Annotated in this window: 18 protein-coding genes; 14 read left to right on the top strand and 4 right to left on the bottom strand. The window is 64.5% G+C overall.

From position 1 onward, the window contains the following. The first annotated feature begins 1 nt into the window (after nucleotide 1). The 6 genes from B5525_RS10180 (at nucleotide 2) to B5525_RS10155 (ending at nucleotide 8,157) form a co-directional block, all read left to right on the top strand. Complete coding sequence (locus B5525_RS10180) at nucleotides 2-1,354, top strand: RsmB/NOP family class I SAM-dependent RNA methyltransferase (protein WP_079565891.1); 1,353 nt, start codon at nucleotides 2-4, stop codon at nucleotides 1,352-1,354. 153 nt (nucleotides 1,355-1,507) lie between these two features. After that, on the top strand, nucleotides 1,508-3,220 hold the full coding sequence (locus B5525_RS10175) for a heparinase II/III family protein (protein ID WP_079573164.1): 1,713 nt from the start codon (nucleotides 1,508-1,510) through the stop codon (nucleotides 3,218-3,220). A gap of 289 nt (nucleotides 3,221-3,509) precedes the next feature. Then, complete coding sequence (purH, locus tag B5525_RS10170; RefSeq protein ID WP_079565890.1) at nucleotides 3,510-5,102, top strand: bifunctional phosphoribosylaminoimidazolecarboxamide formyltransferase/IMP cyclohydrolase; 1,593 nt, start codon at nucleotides 3,510-3,512, stop codon at nucleotides 5,100-5,102. 257 nt (nucleotides 5,103-5,359) lie between these two features. Further along, the gene (locus B5525_RS10165) at nucleotides 5,360-6,409 is read left to right on the top strand and encodes an aromatic ring-hydroxylating dioxygenase subunit alpha (protein ID WP_079565889.1); all 1,050 of its coding nucleotides are present in this window, start codon (nucleotides 5,360-5,362) and stop codon (nucleotides 6,407-6,409) included. A 4-nt stretch (nucleotides 6,410-6,413) separates the two neighbouring features. Further along, nucleotides 6,414-7,169, top strand: coding sequence for a GntR family transcriptional regulator (locus tag B5525_RS10160; protein WP_079565888.1), 756 nt, complete (start codon nucleotides 6,414-6,416; stop codon nucleotides 7,167-7,169). A 7-nt stretch (nucleotides 7,170-7,176) separates the two neighbouring features. Continuing rightward, complete coding sequence (locus B5525_RS10155) at nucleotides 7,177-8,157, top strand: PDR/VanB family oxidoreductase (RefSeq protein WP_079565887.1); 981 nt, start codon at nucleotides 7,177-7,179, stop codon at nucleotides 8,155-8,157. 31 nt (nucleotides 8,158-8,188) lie between these two features. Here B5525_RS10155 and B5525_RS10150 read toward each other — a convergent pair whose 3' ends face one another. Then, nucleotides 8,189-9,574, bottom strand: coding sequence for an MFS transporter (locus B5525_RS10150; RefSeq protein WP_079565886.1), 1,386 nt, complete (start codon nucleotides 9,572-9,574; stop codon nucleotides 8,189-8,191). A gap of 135 nt (nucleotides 9,575-9,709) precedes the next feature. Here B5525_RS10150 and ggt point away from each other — a divergent pair, with 135 nt between their 5' ends. The 4 genes from ggt (at nucleotide 9,710) to B5525_RS10130 (ending at nucleotide 15,267) form a co-directional block, all read left to right on the top strand. Further along, nucleotides 9,710-11,455 (top strand): gamma-glutamyltransferase, encoded by a 1,746-nt coding sequence (gene ggt, locus B5525_RS10145; protein WP_425305298.1) that lies wholly within the window; start codon nucleotides 9,710-9,712, stop codon nucleotides 11,453-11,455. 211 nt (nucleotides 11,456-11,666) lie between these two features. Next, entirely contained in the window at nucleotides 11,667-12,887 is a 1,221-nt protein-coding gene (locus B5525_RS10140; protein WP_425305297.1) for an MFS transporter, read from the top strand. A gap of 66 nt (nucleotides 12,888-12,953) precedes the next feature. After that, on the top strand, nucleotides 12,954-13,850 hold the full coding sequence (locus B5525_RS10135) for an SDR family oxidoreductase (RefSeq protein ID WP_079565884.1): 897 nt from the start codon (nucleotides 12,954-12,956) through the stop codon (nucleotides 13,848-13,850). 31 nt (nucleotides 13,851-13,881) lie between these two features. Further along, the gene (locus tag B5525_RS10130) at nucleotides 13,882-15,267 is read left to right on the top strand and encodes a serine hydrolase domain-containing protein (RefSeq protein WP_154073142.1); all 1,386 of its coding nucleotides are present in this window, start codon (nucleotides 13,882-13,884) and stop codon (nucleotides 15,265-15,267) included. A gap of 10 nt (nucleotides 15,268-15,277) precedes the next feature. On the opposite strand, the gene B5525_RS10125 is transcribed toward B5525_RS10130, so the two are convergent. After that, nucleotides 15,278-15,613, bottom strand: coding sequence for a GIY-YIG nuclease family protein (locus B5525_RS10125; RefSeq protein ID WP_079565883.1), 336 nt, complete (start codon nucleotides 15,611-15,613; stop codon nucleotides 15,278-15,280). Nucleotides 15,614-15,711: 98 nt separating this feature from the next. Beyond that, on the bottom strand, nucleotides 15,712-16,377 hold the full coding sequence (locus tag B5525_RS10120; RefSeq protein WP_079565882.1) for a glutathione S-transferase family protein: 666 nt from the start codon (nucleotides 16,375-16,377) through the stop codon (nucleotides 15,712-15,714). A gap of 158 nt (nucleotides 16,378-16,535) precedes the next feature. Here B5525_RS10120 and B5525_RS10115 point away from each other — a divergent pair, with 158 nt between their 5' ends. The 4 genes from B5525_RS10115 to panE all read left to right on the top strand — a co-directional run bounded on the left by B5525_RS10115 (nucleotide 16,536) and on the right by panE (nucleotide 19,752). Beyond that, nucleotides 16,536-17,156, top strand: coding sequence for a DUF2239 family protein (locus tag B5525_RS10115; RefSeq protein WP_079565881.1), 621 nt, complete (start codon nucleotides 16,536-16,538; stop codon nucleotides 17,154-17,156). Nucleotides 17,157-17,232: 76 nt separating this feature from the next. Then, nucleotides 17,233-17,841, top strand: coding sequence for a 2-hydroxychromene-2-carboxylate isomerase (locus B5525_RS10110; RefSeq protein ID WP_079565880.1), 609 nt, complete (start codon nucleotides 17,233-17,235; stop codon nucleotides 17,839-17,841). A gap of 133 nt (nucleotides 17,842-17,974) precedes the next feature. Then, nucleotides 17,975-18,712 (top strand): SDR family oxidoreductase, encoded by a 738-nt coding sequence (locus B5525_RS10105; protein ID WP_079565879.1) that lies wholly within the window; start codon nucleotides 17,975-17,977, stop codon nucleotides 18,710-18,712. 119 nt (nucleotides 18,713-18,831) lie between these two features. Then, nucleotides 18,832-19,752, top strand: a complete 921-nt coding sequence (gene panE, locus B5525_RS10100; RefSeq protein WP_079565878.1) for a 2-dehydropantoate 2-reductase — start codon at nucleotides 18,832-18,834, stop codon at nucleotides 19,750-19,752. 329 nt (nucleotides 19,753-20,081) lie between these two features. Here the strand turns inward: panE and B5525_RS10095 are convergent, their stop codons facing one another. Continuing rightward, nucleotides 20,082-20,666: a c-type cytochrome gene (locus B5525_RS10095; protein ID WP_079565877.1), complete on the bottom strand. Its 585-nt coding sequence runs from the start codon at nucleotides 20,664-20,666 to the stop codon at nucleotides 20,082-20,084. Nucleotides 20,667-20,725 lie beyond the last annotated feature (59 nt).

Genomic DNA, 20,725 nt, shown 5'->3' with positions numbered 1-20,725 from the left:
CATGCCTTCTCAACGATTCGCACTACCATCCGAGGTGCCCGGTCTTGCGGCGCGGCGGATCGCGGCAGATATACTCGACGGCGTGCTGCATAAGCAGCGCACGCTCGACGAACAACTCGACGGCGCCGCCGCTCATCCCGGACTGAAGACGCTCTCCGATCGCGACCGTGCCCTGATGCGGCGCCTGGTGGCGACGATCCTGCGTCGGCTCGGCACGCTGGGCCATTTGTTGTCGCGACTGCTCGATCGCGGCATTCCGACCGACGCGCCGCGCGCGCAAAGCGCATTGCTGATCGGCGCCGCGCAGATTCTCTGGATGGATGTGCCCGATCATGCCGCGGTCGATCTGTCGGTGCGGCTGGTGCAGTCGGACCGGCGCGCCGCCAAATATGCCGGCCTCGTCAACGCGGTGCTGCGCCGTTGCGCGCGCGAGGGACAACCGCTGATCGACGAGGTCAAGTCGCAGACGCTCGATATTCCGCCGTGGCTGCTCGCGCGCTGGACCGCTCATTATGGCGAGAGCGTCGCGCGCGACATCGCGCTTGCGATCAGCTACGAGCCGTCGCTCGATATCACCGTGAAATCCGATCCGGAGCAGTGGGCGAGCCGCCTGCACGGCGAAATATTGCCGACGGCAACCGTGCGCACGCTGCTGCAAGGCTCGGTGAAGATGCTGCCGGGTTTCATCGAGGGCCATTGGTGGGTGCAGGACGCCGCCGCCGCGCTGCCGGGGCGCTTGTTCGGCGAAATCGCCGGCAAATCCATCGCCGACTTCTGCGCCGCGCCCGGCGGCAAGACCGCGCAACTCGTCCATGCCGGCGCGCGCGTTACCGCGGTCGACCGTTCGCCGGCCCGCATGGCGCGGCTGCGCGACAATCTCACGCGTCTTTCGCTCGAAGCCGAGACCGTGGTCGCCGATGCCGCCGAATGGCCGGGGACAAAAAGCGGCGAAGGTTTTGACGGTATCCTGATCGACGCGCCCTGCACCTCGACCGGCACCATCCGCCGCCACCCCGATGTCGCCTGGCTGCGGCAGGAAGTCGATATCGCCGCGCTGGCGGCGTTGCAGAAGCGCCTGCTGCAAAAGGCGGTCACGCTGCTGCGTCCCGGCGGGACCCTGGTCTATTGTACCTGCTCGCTGGAACCCGAAGAGGGTGAGCAGGCGATCGCCGCCCTGCTCGCCTCGGAATCCGGCATGCGCCGTGCGCCGATCGAGGCCGGCGAGGTTGCGGGCCTGCAGGAAATAGTGACCGCCGAAGGCGACCTGAGGACGCTGCCCTGCCACCTGCCGCACCCCGACCCCCGGCTGGCCGGGCTTGACGGTTTTTACGCCGCGCGGCTGGTTAAATCCTGATTCTGCACCGCTTTTCCGCCGCCCTCGCTGATTCGCGCGCTTTCAAGATGGTGTCTTGGCCGCGTTTCCGGATTAAAAGGATTCGCAAACGGAATCCTCCAATCAAGGGCAGAAGTGTCGGTCGCTCAACGCAGACGCATCTCGACGCTGATCATGGGCCGCTTCGCGCGGAACCTGATGGCGCGCGCAAGTGGCGGCTCGGTCGCACTGTCGCGGCTGTGGCCCGGCCGCACCGATCGGCTGATTATCGCCCCGCACGATTTGCGTACCGCCGACGCCACCCGCGCGGCTGAAATCTATGCCGGCCGCTTCGTGTTCGCCGGCAAGATCGTCACCTGTCACGGCCGTTCGATCTTCGATCTCGAGCCGCCGTCGGAAGACTGGGAGGTGGCGCTGCTCGGCTTCGGCTGGCTGCGGCATCTGCGCGCCGCCGATACCGCGCTGACCCGCGCCAATGCCCGCTCGCTGGTCGACGACTGGATTTCCAACCCGTCGCGCAAGCGTCCCGTCGGCCGCCGCGCCGACGTGCTGTCGCGCCGCGTCATCTCGCTGTTGTCGCAGGCGCCCCTGGTGCTCGGCGATACCGACGGTAAATTCTACCGGCGCTATCTGCGGGGCCTGGCGCGCGAGATCCGCTATTTGCGCTACACGATGCTGGATACCGACGGCGTGCCGCGGCTGCAGGTCTTGATCGCGCTGTGCTATGCCGCGCTCTGCCTCGCCAACCAGGGCCGGCACATCCGCGCCGCCACGCGAAAACTCTCCGACGAGCTGCAGCGGCAGATACTGCCCGACGGCGGCCACTTCTCGCGCAACCCCGGCGCGCTGATCGAACTCCTGATCGACCTGTTGCCGCTGCGGCAGACCTTCGCCGCCCGCAACATCGCGCCCCCGCCGGCGCTGTTGAACGCAATCGACCGCATGATGCCGATGCTGCGCTTCTTCCGCCACGGCGACGGAGCGTTCGCGCTGTTCAACGGCATGAGCAGCGCGCCATCCGATATTCTGGCGACGCTGCTCGCCTATGACGACACCCACGGCGCGCCGATGGCGAACATGCCGCATACCGGCTATCAGCGCCTCGATGCCGGCGCGATGACGGTGATCATGGACACCGGCCCGCCGCCGCCGCCGAGCGTCAGCCAGGACGCCCATGCCGGCTGTCTTTCCTTCGAATTGTCGGCGGGGCCGAGCCGGATCGTCGTCAATTGCGGCATGCCCTCGACCAGCCGCGACAATTGGCGCGCCTTTGCGCGCTCGACGGCCGCGCACTCGACGCTGACCTATCACGAGACCTCCTCCTGCCAGTTCGTCGAGCTGTCGGCGATGAAACGGTTCCTGCAGGGCGCGCCGGTTGTCAGCGGCCCGTCGAACGTGGAGAGCTACCGCGAGGTGGTCGCCAACGGCGTGCTGCTGACGACATCGCATGACGGCTATATGCCGCGGTTCGGCGTCATGCATCGCCGGGTGCTGATGGTCGCGCATGACGGCACGCGGCTCGACGGCGAGGATACCGTGGCGCCGGCGCCGGGGGCCCGCATCAAGGGCAACGAGACCGATTACGCGGTGCGGTTTCATCTGCATCCCTCGGTGAAGGCGAGCCGCTTGAGCGATGCCCGCGGCGTCATGCTGGTGCTGCCGAACCGCGACGTCTGGACCTTCGAGGCGCTCGACGACAAGGTTGAACTCGAAGACAGCGTGTTCCTGGCCGGAAACGACGGCCCCCGCCGCACCGCCCAGATCGTGATCCGGCAGGATTCCCGGCACGCCCCCTCGGTCCGCTGGAGCTTCGTGCGCTCGACGACGTCGGCCTCAGCGAATTCGGGAAGACGCAACGCCCGCCGCGAGCCGGAATTGCCGCTGTAGAAATACGGCCGTCATTGCGAGCGAAGCGAAGCAACCCATCTTTTGTCGCTCGATAAGGCGAAGCTGGGTTGCTTCGTCGCTGCGCGCCTCGCAATGACGAAAAAACGATCCAACTCTGGTAAGATCATCGCCGCTAAAGGAGTGACCATGGCCAAGGCCGCCTGAATTAAACTTCCGGAATCTGCCCCGCCAATATCCCGTGGGATTTTCCGGGCACCGGAGCCGGGCACGGTTTCATCGCTGCCAAAACCGTGCTAACCGGCGGCCTCATCCCGCAGGAACCACGCCCATGACCGACCACCCGCGCCGCGTAACCCGCGCCCTGTTGTCCGTTTCCGACAAGACCGGCCTGATCGAGTTCGCCCGCGCGCTGGTCGGCCACGGTGTCGAGCTGGTCTCGACCGGCGGCACGGCGAAAGCGATCGCCGCGGCGGGGCTGAAGGTCAGGGATGTTTCGGAGCTGACCGGTTTTCCGGAAATGATGGACGGCCGGGTCAAGACCCTGCATCCCAAGGTGCATGGCGGGCTGCTTGCGATCCGCGACAATACCGAACATGCACAGGCGATGAAGGCGCATGGCATCGCGCCGATCGACCTGCTCGTCGTCAATCTCTATCCGTTCGAGGCCACTGTCGATAAGGGCGCGGCTTACGAGGAATGTATCGAGAATATCGACATCGGCGGGCCGGCGATGATCCGCGCCGCGGCGAAGAACCATGACGACGTCGCCGTCGTGGTCGAAGCGCAGGATTACCAGGCCGTGCTCGACGAGCTCGCCGCCAATGCGGGTTCGACCACGCTGTCGCTGCGGCGGCGCCTGGCCGCCAAGGCCTATGCCCGCACCGCCGCCTATGATGCCGCGATCTCGAACTGGTTTGCGCTTCAGCTCAAGACCGACGCGCCGGATTACCGCGCCTTCGGCGGCCGTTTGATCCAGGCGCTGCGCTATGGCGAGAACCCGCACCAGACCGCCGCGTTCTATCGAACGCCCGACAAGCGCCCGGGCGTCGCCACCGCGCGGCAATTGCAGGGCAAGGAATTGTCCTACAACAACATCAACGACACCGACGCGGCCTATGAGTGCATCGCCGAGTTCGATCCCGCGCGAACCGCAGCCTGCGTCATCGTCAAGCACGCCAACCCGTGCGGCGTCGCCGAGGGAGCCGATCTAGGCACTGCCTATCGCAAGGCCTTCGCCTGCGACACCCAATCGCCCTATGGCGGCATCATCGCCGTCAACCGGACGCTCGATGCCGACACCGCCCGCGTCATCACGGAAATCCTGACCGAAGTCATCATCGCGCCAGATGCGACCGAGGAGGCCATCGCGATCATCGCCAAGCGGCGCAACTTACGGCTTCTGCTCGCGGGCAGCCTGCCCGATCCGCGCGCGTCGGGCCTGACGGCCAAGACCGTCGCCGGCGGTTTGCTGGTGCAGAGCCGCGACAACGCCGTGGTCGACGACATCGCGCTGAAGACCGTAACCAGGCGGGCGCCCACCGATGCCGAATTGCGCGACCTCAAATTCGCGTTCCGCGTCGCCAAGCACGTCAAGTCCAACACCATCGTCTATGCCAAGGACCTCGCCACCGTCGGCATCGGCGCCGGCCAGATGAGCCGAGTGGATTCCTCGCGCATCGCCGCGCGCAAGGCGCAGGATGCGGCGGCCGAGGCAAAACTCGCGCAGCCGATGACGGTGGGTTCAGTGGTGGCGTCGGATGCGTTCTTTCCGTTCGCGGACGGCCTGCTGGTCGCGATCGAGGCCGGCGCTACCGCGGTGATCCAACCCGGCGGCTCGATCCGCGACGATGAAGTGATAAAGGCCGCCGACGATGCCGGCATCGCCATGGTGTTCACCGGCGTGCGCCACTTCCGCCACTAGTCTAGACGGTCTATCCGAGCTTCTCTCGTCGTTCCGGCAAACGCTGGAACGACGAGCCGAGCTATTACAGCGCCAACGGCCCTACCGCCCGGTGCGTGCCGTCCGGGTTCGCAAGCTAAGCTCCTCAGGCTTCGAGCCTTATTCTGTTCTGTATACCGAAATAGCCATATCCGACCCATTTCTGCCAAAAATATTGCTTTTCCGATCAAAATTGTATACATGTGGAATGCATAAGGCCCGAGCAAAGGGATTTTCGCATGGCCCGATCCTTTCCCATGAACGCCTGGTACGCCGCCGCCTGGGATGCCGATATCAAGCACGCGCTGTTTCCGCGGACGATCTGCGGCAAGCATATCGTGATGTACCGGCAGGCTAATGGGCACGTCACAGCGCTGGAAGACGCCTGCTGGCATCGTCTGGTGCCGCTGTCGAAGGGCCGTCTCGAAGGCGACAGCGTGGTTTGCGGCTATCACGGCCTGAAATACAATTCCTCCGGCCGCTGCACCTTCATGCCGTCGCAGGAAACCATCAATCCGTCGGCCTGCGTCCGGGCTTATCCTGTCGTCGAACGCCACCGCTTCGTCTGGCTGTGGCTGGGCGATCCGGCGCTGGCCGACCCTGCGCTGGTTCCGGACATGCACTGGAACAACGATCCGGCCTGGGCCGGAGACGGCAAAACGATTCACGTCAAATGCGACTACCGGCTGGTGGTCGATAATTTGATGGACCTGACCCACGAAACCTTTGTCCATGGCGGCAGTATCGGCGACGAGGCCGTCGCGGAAGCACCATTCGATGTGACCCATGGCGACAGGACTGTCACCGTGACCCGCTGGATGCGGGGCATCGAACCGCCGCCGTTCTGGGCCGCGCAACTGCAAAGGCCGGGACTGGTCGACCGCTGGCAGATCATTCGCTTCGAGGCGCCCGGCACCGTCACCATCGACGTCGGGGTGGCGCCGGCCGGGAGCGGCGCGCCGGAAGGCGATCGCTCGCAGGGCGTCAACGGCTACGTGCTCAATACCATGACGCCGGAAACCGAAACAACGTGCCACTATTTCTGGGCCTTCGCGCGCAATTATCGCTTAAGCGAACAGCGGCTGACCACGGAAATCCGCGAAGGCGTCGCGGGCATTTTCCGCGAAGATGAAATCATTCTCGAAGCCCAGCAGCGGGCCATCGACGAGAATCCCGATCGCGTGTTCTACAATCTCAACATCGACGCCGGCGCGATGTGGGCGCGGCGCATGATCGATCGCATGGTCGCGCGCGAGGATTCGTCCGCCACGCTGCAGGCGGCGGAGTGAGCCGATGAGCGAACGCGACCCCGATCGCGCCGTGTCCCAGACGGTGCGCGCCCAACTGGCGCTGCGCGACCTGATCCTTTCGGGCCGGCTGCGGCCTGGCGAGCGGATCTCGGAACTGCAGGCGGTCGAGACCACCGGCGTCTCGCGCACGCCGGTACGCATGGCGCTGGTCCGGCTCGAGGAAGAAGGCCTGCTCGAAGCCATTCCGTCCGGCGGCTTCATGGTGAAGGCATTCAGCGAGCGTGACATCCTCGACTCCATCGAATTGCGCGGCGTACTTGAGGGGCTCGCCGCCAGGTTCGCCGCCGAGCGCGGGGTATCCGCGCGCGATCTAGAACCGCTCAAGGAGAGCCTCGCCGAGCTGGACCAACTGGTCGCACGCGACCCGGTCTCGGTGGATGCGTTCTCGTCCTATGTCACGCTGAATGCGCGGTTTCACGCGCTGCTCACCGAATTGTCCCACAGTGCACCGCTGATCCGGCAGATCGACCGCGCCTCCGCGCTGCCATTCGCATCTCCCAGCGCCTTCGTGATGGCGCAATCCGTGCTGCCGGAAGCGCATCAGATCCTGGTCATCGCACAGGATCATCACCGCGTTGTCGTCGACGCCATCGAGAACCGGGAAGGGGCAAGGGCGGAAGCCGTCATGCGCGAGCATGCGCGGCTGGCCGCTCGGAACCTGCGGCTGGCGCTGCGCAATCGAACCCATCTGGATCTGCTGCCGGCACTGGCGCTGATCCGCTCTCCCGTCACCGAATAGGCGAGCCATGCGATTTGCAGAGAGGTGGATCAGCTGCACCGTTAAGGCGATTCGCGACGTTGCGCCCGCGATTCGCGAATTCGTGCTGCGGCCAGCGGGACCGAGCGTCGAAAACTACGCCCCTGGCAGCCACATCAATGTCGGCGTGTTCATCGATGGACGGCCGCAAACACGCTGTTATTCGCTGGTGGGAGATTTCGGCCCTGACGGCTACCGGATCGCCGTTCGTCGCGCGGCCGACAGTCGCGGCGGTTCGCTCTATATGTGGTCGCTGCAGCCGGGCGCGCGCGTCGAAATATCTACCCCAACCTCGCTGTTCGAGATCGACTGGACACGAAGATCCTATTGCCTGATCGCGGGCGGAATCGGCATTACGCCGATCCTCGGCATCGCCGGCATGCTGAATCGCCGTAATGCCGCGATGGAGCTGCATTACGCCGTCACGTCGCGGCGCGATGCCGCGTTTCTCGATGAGTTGTCCGGCATGCTCGCAGATCGCCTGATCGTTCATGCGAGCGACGAGGCCAACCGGATTGAGCTCGATGACACTTTTCGCCGCCTGCCGCCGGACTCCTCCGCGATCCTGTGCGGTCCGCTGCGGTTGCTCGAGGCGGCGCGACGCAGTTGGACGTCGGCCGGACGTGCGCCGGACGATTTGCGATACGAAACGTTTGGCTCGAGTGGACTATTGCCGACGGAGTCGTTTCGTGTCCGGATCGATCGGTCGGGCCGGGAGATCGTGGTTCCGGAAAACAAATCGCTACTGGATGCGCTCAACGAGGCCGGCTTTGAAGTGATCTCGGACTGCCAGCGCGGCGAATGCGGCGTCTGCGCAATCGATGTCGTTGCGGTGGACGGCAAGATCGATCATCGCGACGTATTCTTCAGCGATCACCAGAAAGGCGAGGGCAGCAAGATCTGTCCCTGTGTCTCGCGTGCTGTCGGCGCGATTACCGTGAATACGCTCTATCAAGGCGACGGCGGTTAAGGCGTTTTCGAGCCGACGCGACTTCAAGCACTTAGTCCTTCACCCGCGCCAGCAACGCCAGCCCCGCGACGAAGAACAGCACCAAGACCGCCATGCCGGCTTTCTGGCTCGCAGTCACAGCGGTAATCGCGCCGATCAAGAGCGGCCCGACGAAGGAAGTGACCTTTCCCGTCAGCGCAAAAAGCCCGAAATACTGCGCGATGCGGTCTTGAGGCGCCAAACGAATCAGCAGCGTCCGCGACGCCGCCTGCAGCGGACCGCCGGCGGCTCCGATCAGGCAGCCCAGCAGCAGGTAGGCGCGTTCGGCGCTGGCTGCGAACAGCCCGCCACCGGGGACGGGAGGTGCGACCTCGATGAACAGGATCCGGTCCTTGTCCACGAACAGGATCGCGACAATCGCAAACAGCAGCAGCAGCATGCTGCCAGCGATGACGCGTTTCGGTCCAAGCTTGTCGTCGAGCTTGCCGCCAAGCCACGCGCCGAAGGTGCCGGCGATGGCCAGTATAATACCGAAGCTGCCGATCTGAATGGTGTTCCAGCCGAACGTGCCGGCCGCGTAGATGCCGCCGAAAGCGAACAATGACACCAGCCCGTCGGTATAGATCATGTTGGCGAGCAGAAACGCGGCCAGCGATTTCCGTTGCGGCAATTCGGCGAGCGTCTGTTTCAGTTCGGTCAGGCCCTCGCGCAGCGCGTCGCCGATTCGCCGCTTGGCGGGATAATCCGGCGTCAGCAGAAACATCGGCAGCACGAAGACGATGAACCAGATCCCCGTCAGGGGGCCCGAGATGCGGTCGCCCTGATGGGTGACGGGGTCGAGACCGAACAGCGGCGTGAATCCAAACAGCGTGCGTCCGGTTTCGGGGCTGGCGGCGAGAAAGCCGAGCACCAGGATCAGGCTGAGGATGCCGCCGACATAGCCGGTGGCCCAGCCGGTGCCGGACAATCGCCCGATCTGGTCAGGCGGCACCAGCGTCGGCATCATTGCATTGTTGAAGACGGTGGCGAATTCAGCGCCGATGGTCGCAAGGCCATAGGCGAACAGCAGTGGCGGAATCACGCCGGGATCGCCGGGCTTGCCAAACCACATCAGGCACGAGCCGATCACGAGCAGCGCGCCGAACGCCGCGATCCACGGCTTGCGCCGGCCACTGGCATCGGCGATGGCGCCCAGAACCGGCGACAGCAGCGCGATCAGCAGTCCGGCCGCAGCGGTGGCAAAGCCCCACAGCGATTGTCCGCTCGCGGGGTCGGAGGCGACATGGGTGGCGAAATAGGGCGCGAACACGAAGGTGGTGATCAGTGTGAAATAAGGCTGCGCCGCCCAGTCGAAGAAAATCCAGCTAATGACGGCCGATCGCGGCGGATAATCTCGTTGCATATCAGCAATGCGTGCGTCGGAAGCGATCACCGCCATGCGCGAAAATATCCCTGATCATCACGAGGAGGCGTTTTGCCTCCTGCATCGGAAACCATATAGCATCGGTTGACATGACAAATTTGCGAATTTGCCGGCGCCAGATTGGCCTCAACCCGCGGCGGAAGTTTGATGATGCTATTGAGAGCTGAACGGCGTTCGATCGCTGCGGCGATCCTGCTGATTGTCGCGTTTTGCCTGCCTGCAGCCGCGCAGGAACGTCGCGGCACCTACACGCCACCGCCGGCGGACGCCATTCACGCCGTCGTCGCCGAACACGGCATGGTGGTGACGCAGGAAAGGATCGCCGCAGGCATCGGCGCGGACGTGCTGCGGCGTGGCGGCAACGCGGTCGATGCGGCGGTGGCCACCGGTTTCGCAATGGCCGTGACCTATCCGCGCGCGGGAAATATCGGCGGCGGTGGCTTCATGGTGATCCACTCCGCTGATAAGCATGAAGATGTCGCGATCGATTATCGCGAAACCGCACCGGCCGCGACCAAGCCTGACATTTTCCTCGGGGCCGACGGCAAACCGGATATCGCCAAATCGCGAGATTCCGCGCTCGGCGTCGGCGTTCCCGGTACCGTCGCCGGGCTGACATTGGCGCTGGAGAAATACGGTTCGGGCAAATTCACGCTGGGCGAATTGCTGCAGCCGGCGATCGAGCTGGCGCGCAATGGCCTCGCGCTGGCCGACGACATGGCCGACACGCTCCCCGCGATCTATCCGCGGCTGGCGCACTGGCCGGCGACCGCCAGGATTTTTTCGCGCGCCGACGGCAGCCCGTTGCGCGAGGGCGATGCCCTGGTTCAGAAGGATCTGGCGGCGACGCTTGGCGCGATTGCCGAACAGGGCTCGCGCGGGTTTTACGAAGGGCCGATCGCCGAAAAACTCGCAAAAGCGGTGCGCGACGCCGGCGGCATCATGACGCCGGACGATCTCAAATCCTATTCCGCCGTGATCCGCGCCCCGGTGCGCGGCAACTATCGCGGCTACGACATCCTCTCGATGCCGCTGCCCTCCTCCGGCGGCGTCGTGCTGGTGGAGATGCTCAATATCCTCGAAGGCTTTCCGCTGGCCGACATGAAGCAGGGCTCCGCGCCGGAGCTGCATGTCCTGATCGAGGCGATGAAGCGCGCCTATGCCGATCGCGCGCGCTATCTCGGCGATCCCGCCTTTGTCAATGCGCCGGTCGTGGCGCTGACCTCGAAGGATTATGCTGCGAAGCAGCGCGCCTCGATCGATCTCGACCGCGCGACGCCGTGGACCGATGCGCTATCGGCGGTGCCGCCGCGCGAGGGCAGCAACACCACGCATTTCTCGGTGGTCGACAGCCTCGGCAACGCGGTCAGCAACACCTATACGCTCAACTTTCCCTACGGCGTCGGCCTGGTTGCCGAAGGCACCGGCGTGCTGCTCAACAACGAACTCGACGATTTCACCGCGGCACCCGGCGCATCCAATGCGTTCGGCCTGGTCGGATTCGAGGCCAATCTGCCCGGACCGGGAAAACGGCCGCTGTCCTCGATGTCGCCGACCATCGTGCTGAAGGATGGCAAGCCGGTGCTGGTGACGGGATCGCCCGGCGGTAGCCGGATCATCTCCACGGTGCTGCAGGTGATCGTCAATGTGCTCGATTATCACATGGACGTTGCCGCCGCCGTGGCGGCGCCACGGTTGCACCACCAATGGCTGCCGGACGAGGTGCGGATCGAGCGCGGTTTCTCCGAGGACACGCTGGCCGGCCTGAAGGCCATGGGCCATCAACTGATCGAGCCGATGGGACAGACCTCGGCCAACTCGATCGCGGTGACGCCAAACGGATTGCTCGGCGCTCCCGATCCGCGTACCCGTGGCGCGGAAGCCGCGGGACAGTAATCATCTGCGAACCGGGACATGTGCGGATTCGGCTGATGACAACATCAGCGGACCGCCTAGATTGGCGGCACAGGTGAGCCGATCGCGAACCGGCAAAAAAGCTGGTCCGATCATTTTTCAGGAAACGTCCATCGTGAGCAAAGTCGAACCGTCCATCGCCATTGAAACCGCTGCCATCGAGGATACCAGCCTTCTCGCCTTCTATCGCGACATGACCCTGCCGGAGCGGCGGACGTTCTGGGCCTGCGCGGCCGGCTGGGCGCTCGACGGCATGGACTTCATGATCTATCCGCTCGTGATCGGCACCATTATCGCGCTTTGGAAAGTCGACCCCGGCACGGCGGGGCTCGCCGGAACCGTTACATTGCTGTCCTCGGCGATCGGGGGCTGGCTCGGCGGATACCTCGCCGACCGGATCGGACGCGTGAGGACGTTGCAACTGACGATCCTGTGGTTCTCGTTCTTCTCGCTGGTTTGCGCCTTTGTGCAGAATTTCGATCAGCTGCTGATCGCCCGTGCGGTTCTGGGTCTCGGCTTCGGTGGCGAATGGGCGGCCGGCGCGGTGCTGATGGGCGAGGCGATCCGCCCGCAATACCGCGGGCGCGCCGTGGGCTCGGTACAGTCGGGCTGGGCGGTCGGCTGGGGACTTGCGGTGCTGTCGCAGGCCATCCTGTTCTACTGGCTGGCGCCGGAGATTGCCTGGCGCTGGATGTTCGCCATCGGCGCGCTGCCGGCGCTATTGGTATTTTTCCTGCGCCGCCATGTTAAGGAGCCGGAGATCGCCGCCGCCGCGCGCGCCAAACAGATCGCGTCGGGCGAGCGGCCGGCGCTGTGGGAGATTTTCGGCGCGCCCGTTCTCAAGACGACGATCCTGGCATCGCTGATGGCGACGGGATGCCAGGGTGGCTATTACGCTATCACCTTCTGGGTGCCGCGTTTTCTCACCACCGAACGCAAGCTCTCGATCGTCAGTTCGACCGGTTACCTTTCCGCGCTGATTATCGGCTCGTTTGTCGGCTACCTGGTCGGCGCGTGGCTGGCGGACCGCATCGGCCGGCGCAATTTGTTCCTGACCTTCTCGCTCGGGGCGATCGCCATCACCCTGCTTTACACGCAATTGCCGCTGACCAACGAAGTGTTGTGGCTGCTTGGCTTCCCGCTCGGCTTCTTTGCATCGGGCTATTTTTCCGGCGTCGGCGCGTTTCTCACCGAACTCTATCCGACCCGATTGCGAGGATCGGGACAGGGCTTCTGCTACAATTTCGGCCGGGGGATCGGCGCACTGTTTCCGTTCCTGGTCGGCGCGCTATCGAACTCGACATCGCTGGGAAATGCCATCGCGATCTTCGCCGTTGCGGCGTATGGTGTATTCTTCCTCGCCGCCTTTGCGCTGCCGGAGACGCGTGGCCGTGTTCTGCATGCGGAGGCGTAAGGGAGCATCCCCTCTTCGATTAGAGAGCACTGTCCTTCTTATGCTTCCAGGATCGGAGTTCGCAACATGACATCGCTCAAGGGCAAGACGCTGTTCGTATCCGGGGGCAGCCGCGGTATCGGGCTTGCGATCGCGTTGCGTGCGGCGCGCGACGGCGCCAATGTCGCGATCGCCGCCAAGACGGCGGAGCCGCATCCGAAACTCAAGGGCACGATCTATACCGCCGCCGACGAGATCCGCGCCGCCGGCGGCAAGGCGCTGCCGATCCTCTGCGACATCCGCGAGGAAGCCCAGGTGATCGCGGCCATCGACAAAACCGTGGTCGAATTCGGCGGCATCGATATCTGCGTCAACAATGCCAGCGCCATCAGCCTGACCAACTCGCAGGCGACCGACATGAAGCGCTTCGACCTGATGATGGGCATCAATACCCGCGGCACCTTCATGGTCTCGAAGTACTGTATCCCGCACCTCAAGAAGGCGGAGAATCCGCACATCCTGACGCTGTCGCCACCGCTCGACATCAAGGCCAAATGGTTCGAGCACTCCACCGCCTACACGCTGGCGAAATTCGGCATGAGCCTCTGCGTGCTCGGGCTCTCGGCCGAACAGAAGGCCGCCGGCATCGCGGTCAACGCGCTGTGGCCGCGTACCACCATCGCCACCGCCGCGGTCGGCAATCTCTTGGGCGGCGACGCCATGATGCGCGCCAGCCGCACGCCGGAGATCATGGGCGACGCCGCGTACGTGATTTTCACCAGGCCGTCGCGCGAATTCACCGGACAGTTCTGCATCGACGACAAGGTGCTGTATGCGAGCGGCGTGCGCGACTTCGAGCCTTATCGCGTCGATCGCACGGTGCCGCTGATGTCGGATTTCTTCGTGCCGGATGACGATTTGCCGCCGCCGGGCGTTACCGTGATGGCGCTGCCTTCGGTTGGCGAGGTCCAGAAGGCGCGCTGAAACCGAAGCCGGGCCGGCATGGGAGAGCGGCGTGGTTGCGCGAAGGCTGATCGCAGGAGCGCTGATCCTCGCCGTGCCGGTGGCACTGGCCGTGATCTACCGCCCCGATCGCGCGGTTCGGGTGGCGGCGAGCGCCGTCGCCGACAGCGTCTGCGCGAAGACGTTCGTATCGGGACTGGATCCAGACGCCGTTTTCGCTGAGACCATGGACCGTCCGGGCATTCGCCGGCTGCGGGCGGGAATGCGGTATCGGCTCGATCGTGCCGCCAAGATCGTCGACGTTTCCATGATGGGCCTGCTGGGCAGCCGCGCCGCTTTTCACGACGGGTTCGGTTGCGTGTTGCTGCATGGATCGGAGGCGCCGTATCTGCTGCGAAGCGACCTTGAAGCGCTGAAGATGCCGAAGAGCCCGCCGCTGCTGCCGGAAATCGCCGGTCCCGGCGTGGTTGAGGCCTCGGCTCCCGCTCTGAAGGCGGCGCTGGTTCATGCATTCGAGGAACCCGCCGAGCCGCCATTCCGCAGAACCAAGGCGGTCGTCGTGGTGCGCGATGGCAGCGTTATCGCCGAACGCTATGCGGCGGGTGTCGGTGTCGATACGCAGCTGCCCGGCTTCTCCATGACCAAGTCCGTGGTCAACGCCCTGCTCGGAATCATGGCGCAGCAGGGCATCCTGACTCCATCGATGCCGGCGCCGGTCCCGGAATGGCGTGCCTCGGGCGTCCCGCGCCGCGAGATCGAGGTCGAGCACTTGATGCGGATGACGACGGGTCTCGCGCTGGACGAAACCAATTCCGGCTTCGATCCCTCCAACCTGATGTACCTGTACGGCGACATGGCAGGCTTTGCGGTGAAGGCGCCGCTGATCGCGCCGCCGGGGACGCGATGGGCCTACTCCAGCGCGACCGCGCAAATCCTGGCGCGGATCATCCGGGATGGCGTTGGCGGTCCCGAGAAGACGCTGGCGCTCGCCTGGCGCGAGTTGTTCAATCCGCTGGGGATGCGCAACGTGACGCTGCAATTCGATGCCAGCGGCACGCTGCAGGGCTCGGCCAACATGCTGGCGAGCGCCCGGGACTGGGCGCGATTTGGATTGCTATACCTGAATGACGGCGCGGTCGGCGGCCGGCGTATTCTGGAGGACGACTGGGTGGATTTTTCAGCCTCCCCGACGCTCGATACCGATTATGGCGCAGGCTTCTGGACCAACCGCAGCGAGCACGAATATGCCCAAGGTCGCGTCCGCATCGGGATTCCGCGCGACGCGTTCTTTGCCTCCGGCAATCTCGGCCAGCGCGTCGTGATCATTCCGTCGCAGCATCTGGTAATCGTCCGGCTCGGCGATTCCGTCGACCCTACCGGCGATATTCGTGGCCTCGGACGGCTGGTCAAGGAAGTGATCGCCGCGACGCAACCCTGAAAGCTCACATTTAGAGCGTCAGCCCGTTCAGCGTCGACTGCCAGTGAACAAAACGTTCCTTCAAGAGCGTATCCCTGATGTAAGCCAATTCCTCATCCTTCAATTGCTCGAGCGACTCGAAGGAGAAGGCATCGGCGCCGTGAGCCGTCCAGGCGCGCTGGAGTTCCCGGTTGGAATGGCCGCCGGCGCGCAGCGCGAACCAGATCCGGTTCTGGATGGTTTCCAGATTGAGCGTCTGGCCAATCCAGGTCTCGCCCGAAGCCGTGCAGCGAACGGCGTAAATGCCGGCGGCGCTGTTGCGCTTCTTGTAGGCGGCGATCGCCGCCTTCCTGTCCTCGATTTTCATGTACCGCCCCCGAAGCAGGATCCGCCTGCGTGGGGATCGCATAGGGGAGAAAGACGCCCGCGTCAATTATACCCGGGTGAAATAGGCGGACGTGGGCGTTAACGCCCCACGACGTACGGCCCGCCCTTCTCAAGGGCGCGCTTATAAGCCGGGCGGGCGTGAATGCGATCCAGAAACGCCATCGCCTTGGGGTGGCCCTGCTCAAGCCCGCCGCGTGCGGCGGCGGCTTCGAGTGGAAAGCTCATCTGAATGTCGGCGGCGGAAAATTCAGGCCCGGCGAACCATTCGTATCTGCCGAGTTCGCTCTCCCAATACGCCATGTGCTGCTTGAGCTGCGGATTGACCAAGGCGGTCAGCGCCTGGTTGGAGACTTTGCGCACCAGGGGCCGCAGCAGCGCCGGTGCGCGCTTCGGCATCAGCGTGAACAGCAGTTTTAACAGCAGCGGGGGCATCGCCGAGCCCTCCGCGTAATGCAGCCAATAGGTGTAGCGCAGCCGCTCCGGCGTCTTGGACAGCGGGATTAGGCGTCCCTCGCCATAGGTATCGATGATGTATTCGACGATCGCACCCGATTCGGCGACGGTATTGCCGTTGTCGGTGACGACGGGCGATTTGCCGAGCGGATGGATCGCGCGCAATTCGGCTGGCGCGCGCATGTCCGGCTGCCGCTGATAGCGGACGATTTCGTAGGGCACACCAAGTTCTTCCAAGAGCCACAGCACACGCTGGGAGCGGGAATTGTTGAGATGATGGACGGTGAGCATAGCGATTCCCCGGACGGACGCAGCCGCTTGGGCGCGGTGCATGGTGGTGCCAGTCGGAGGCCCGAAAGTCGAGACGCCCAATCGTCGCCTGTATTACCCGGATGTTATTGACACCGTCAATTTACCCGGATAATTCAGACGGAAACGGGAGACTTTTGATGACTCCGGCATCCGATATTGCCTACATCGCCTTCGAGGGCGACCGCTGCGTCGCCTCGGGCGATCTTCGCATGGTCGCACGGGCGGCCAAGGAGACACTCGACCGGCGCAGGGACACCGTCGTCCTCGTGTTCGGCTCCTCGAGCGGCCCGGTCGAGATCGATTTCCGCGGCTCGGTCGACGACGTTCTGGCACGATTGCCCAACCCTGAGCGCGCCGTCGCCGCGGAAGACGTCGCTCAGCCCGCTCCCCGCGGTCCAGGAAGGCCAAAGCTGGGCGTGGTCGCGCGGGAGGTCACGCTGCTGCCGCGGCACTGGGAGTGGCTGGCTCAGCAATCGGGCGGCGCGTCCGTCGCGCTGCGCCGGCTGGTCGACGAGGCCCGGCGCGCCAACAAGGACAAGGACCGCGTCCGGCAGGCGCGGGAAGCGGCGTATCGCTTCATCGCGGCGATGGGCGAGAACAAGCCGCATTACGAGGAAGTGGCGCGCGCGTTATTCGCGGGCGATGCGGAGCGCTTTCAGGCCTGGACGGCGGCCTGGCCCGCCGACGTGCGCGACCACGCCCGCCGGCTCGCCGCCACGGCGTTCGAACAACCGGCAGCGCCCGCCGTTGCCGGTTGATCGCGCGGAAGTGAACGGCTAGGCTGGTTTGAATGATAGGGATCATATAAGAAACCACCGTCACCGGGAGATCGCCGTGAGCCCAGCCGCCCCGCAATTCATGTTCGACTTCGGCAGCCCCAATGCTTTCCTCAGCCACGAGGCGATCCCCGCGATCGAACAGCGTACCGGCGCGAAATTCGAATATGTGCCGATCCTGCTCGGCGGCATCTTCAAGGCCACCAACAACAAGTCCCCGGCCGAGACGCTCGCCGGCGTCAAGAACAAGCGCGAGTTCCATGCGCTGGAGACCGAGCGTTTTGTCAAGCGCTTCCACGTCAATCCCTACACGATGAACCCGTTCTTTCCCGTCAACACCCTCAATCTGATGCGCGCCGCTGTTGCCGCGCAATTGGAGGGCGTGTTCGAAAAATACGTCGACGCCGCGTTTCATCACATGTGGGTCGAGCCGAAGAAAATGGACGATATGGAGGTCGCCACGAAGGCCCTGACCGCCTCCGGCCTCGACGGCGCAAAACTCTTGACCCGCGCGCAGGAGCCCGAGGTGAAGGCAAAACTGATCGAGAATACGCAACACGCGGTCGAGCGCGGCGCGTTCGGTTCGCCGACCTTCTTCGTCGGCAAGGAAATGTTCTTCGGCAAGGAGCAGTTGCGCGAGGTCGAGGAAATGATCGCGGGGAAATAATTTCGCAACCCTCGTGGTGAGGAGCCGCGCAACTTGCGCGGCGTCTCGAACCACGAGGCCGGTTTTATCGCACATCCTTCGAGACGCGGCGAAGACGCCGCTCCTCAGGATGAGGCCTGAGGGAGATCCTGCAATGCAAAAACGCAACGCGACCTGTGCCGTGATCGGCGCCGGCGATTATATCGGCGCCGAGATCGCGAAGAAATTCGCGGCCGAGGGATTTACCGTATTCGCCGGCCGGCGCGACGGCGCCAAGCTCGAGCCGCTGGGCAGGGAGATCGAGGGCGCGGGCGGATCGATCGTGGCACGCGCCCTGGACGCGCGGAAGGAGGAGGAGGTCGCGGCCTTCCTCAACGACGCCGACAAGCACGCGCCGCTGGAGGTCTGCATCTTCAACGTCGGCGCCAATGTCAACTTCCCGATCCTGGAAACCACGGACCGCGTGTTCCGCAAGGTGTGGGAGATGGCCTGCTGGGCCGGTTTCCTGGCGGGACGCGAATCGGCGCGGCTGATGCTGCCGCGGGGCAGGGGCAATATCTTCTTCACCGGCGCCACCGCCTCCTTGCGCGGCGGCAGCGGCTTTGCCGCCTTCGCCAGCGCGAAATTCGGCCTGCGCGCGGTGGCGCAATCGATGGCGCGCGAGCTGGGCCCGAAAAACATCCACGTCGCGCATCTCATCATCGATTCCGGCGTCGATACCGCCTGGGTCAGGGAGCGGAGGGAAAAACTCTGGGGCAAGGAGGCGCTCGACAACCCGGACCTGCTGATGCCGCCCGCCTCGGTTGCGACGTCGTACTGGCAGCTCTACCAGCAGCCGCGCAGCGCCTGGACGTTCGAGCTTGAGATACGGCCGTTTGGCGAGAAGTGGTGAAGAGGCGAATGGCGAATGGCGAATAGCGAATGGCGGGTAGCCGATATAGGCGCTTCCCTATTCGCCGTTCGCCACTCACTATTCGCCCTTAAAGAACAATAACGAACAGGATCCACATAATGCGCGTTCTCGTGGTCGGCGCCGGCGCCATCGGCGGATATTTCGGCGGCAGGATGCTTCAGGCCGGCCGCGACGTGACCTTCCTGGTCCGCCCGCGGCGCGCCGCTGAACTGGCCGATGCCGGCCTCGTCATCAGAAGCCCCAACGGCGATGTCACCTTGAAGAACCCTCCGGCGGTGCAGGCGGACAAACTCGGCGAGAAATTCGACGTCGTGCTGCTGAGCTGCAAGGCCTTCGACCTCGACGACGCGATAAAGTCCTTTGCGCCGGCGGTAGGGCCGCAGACCTCGATCATCCCGCTGCTCAACGGCATGCTGCATCTCGATCTGCTGGACGGCAAGTTCGGCCGCGAGCGCGTGCTCGGCGGCCTCTGCGCGATCGCGGTGACGCTCAACGACAAGCGCGAGGTGGTCCAGCTGCAGCCGATGCAGTCGCTGACCTTCGGGGAACGCGACGGCAAAGTGTCGAACCGGGTCCGCGCCATTGCCGAGGTAATGGCGAGCGGCAAGTTCGGATCGGTCGCCAGCGAAACCATCCTGCAGGACATGTGGGAGAAATGGGTGTTCCTCGCCTCGCTGGCGGCCTCGACCTGCCTGATGCGCGCTTCCGTCGGCCAAATCCTCGGCGCGCCCGGTGGCAGGGATTTCATCCTGGGCATGCTCGATGAATGCAGGGCGGTCGCCGAGGTCGAGGGCTACGCGCCGCGCGCGCCGTTTCTGGAACGAACCCGCGGCATGCTGACCACGGAAGGCTCGCCGATGACGGCCTCGATGTTCCGCGACATCAAGGCGGGCGCCGCCGTCGAAGCCGATCACGTGATCGGCGATCTGATCAAGCGCGGCGACGCCGCCAAGGTGCCGGTGCCGAAACTGCGCACCGCTTACACCCATCTCAAGGCGTATGAGAAGCAGCGGGGGTAGCAACGCAAGCTTCTCTTCTCCCTCGCCCCGCTCTTGCGGGGAGAGGGCTGGGGTGAGGGGCCGCCTCGGCAAATTCTGAAGCAGAGAGCGTGCGGTGAGTCCCCCTCACGCGAAATTCGCTCCGCGAATTTCGACCTCTCCCCGCAAGCGGCAGGGCTATCGCATATGACTTTCCAAAGCCCAGTCTGCGCAACTTTAGAATCGCAGGGGCCTTCGCTAGGAAATTTTCGAATCCAATTCGGCCTCTTTGGACGGGAAAAGAATCGAAAAATTCCATATGCGATTCCCCTGCCGCAAGCGGGGCGAGGTGAAGAATACCGCGCCCGTTCCTACTGGAAATGCGCGAGATAATGCGCGAGCGCTTCGATTTCCTCGTTGCTGAGGGGATAGGCGACATCCGTCATCGCAGCACCTGCGCCGCCGGAACGGACGCCCGATTTGTAGTCATGCAGCGCCTTGACCAGATATTCCTCGCGCTGGCCGGCAAGCCGCGCGACGGCTTTGGTTCCGGCGAAGGTGTCGGTGTGGCATGACGCGCAGCGCCGCCCCACAGCCGCCTGGGCACCTTTCTTGGACAGATCGGGATTATCGTCGGGCGCTGTCGTCTTGGGCGGCGTGAGCGAAGCGAAATAGGCACCGAGCGCGCGGACGTCTTCATTGCCGACCTGCTCCGCGATCGGCTGCATCTGCTCGTTCTTGCGCGCGCCGCCGCGGAAGAACACCAGCTGCCACTGAAGGAACTGATCGGGTTGGCCCGCGAGCGAGGGAATGTTCTCGGTCTGCGAAACGCCATTCTCGCCGTGACAGCCGGCGCACATCTCGGCCTTTTCCTTGCCGGCGGCGGCATCGGCGGCATGGGCGGCCGATCCGCAGATCATTGCAGCCGCTAAGGCTCCGAGGAAGAAAACTCTCATCACAACTCCTGTACTGTCGCCATTGCCGGGCATCGCCGTCTGCTTTGCGCAGACTGCGT

Source organism: Bradyrhizobium erythrophlei (assembly GCF_900129505.1).
Taxonomy (GTDB): Bacteria; Pseudomonadota; Alphaproteobacteria; order Rhizobiales; family Xanthobacteraceae; genus Bradyrhizobium; species Bradyrhizobium erythrophlei_D.
The sequence above is the reverse complement of the archived record's forward strand: the minus strand, read 5'-3'. Positions and strand labels throughout refer to the sequence as shown.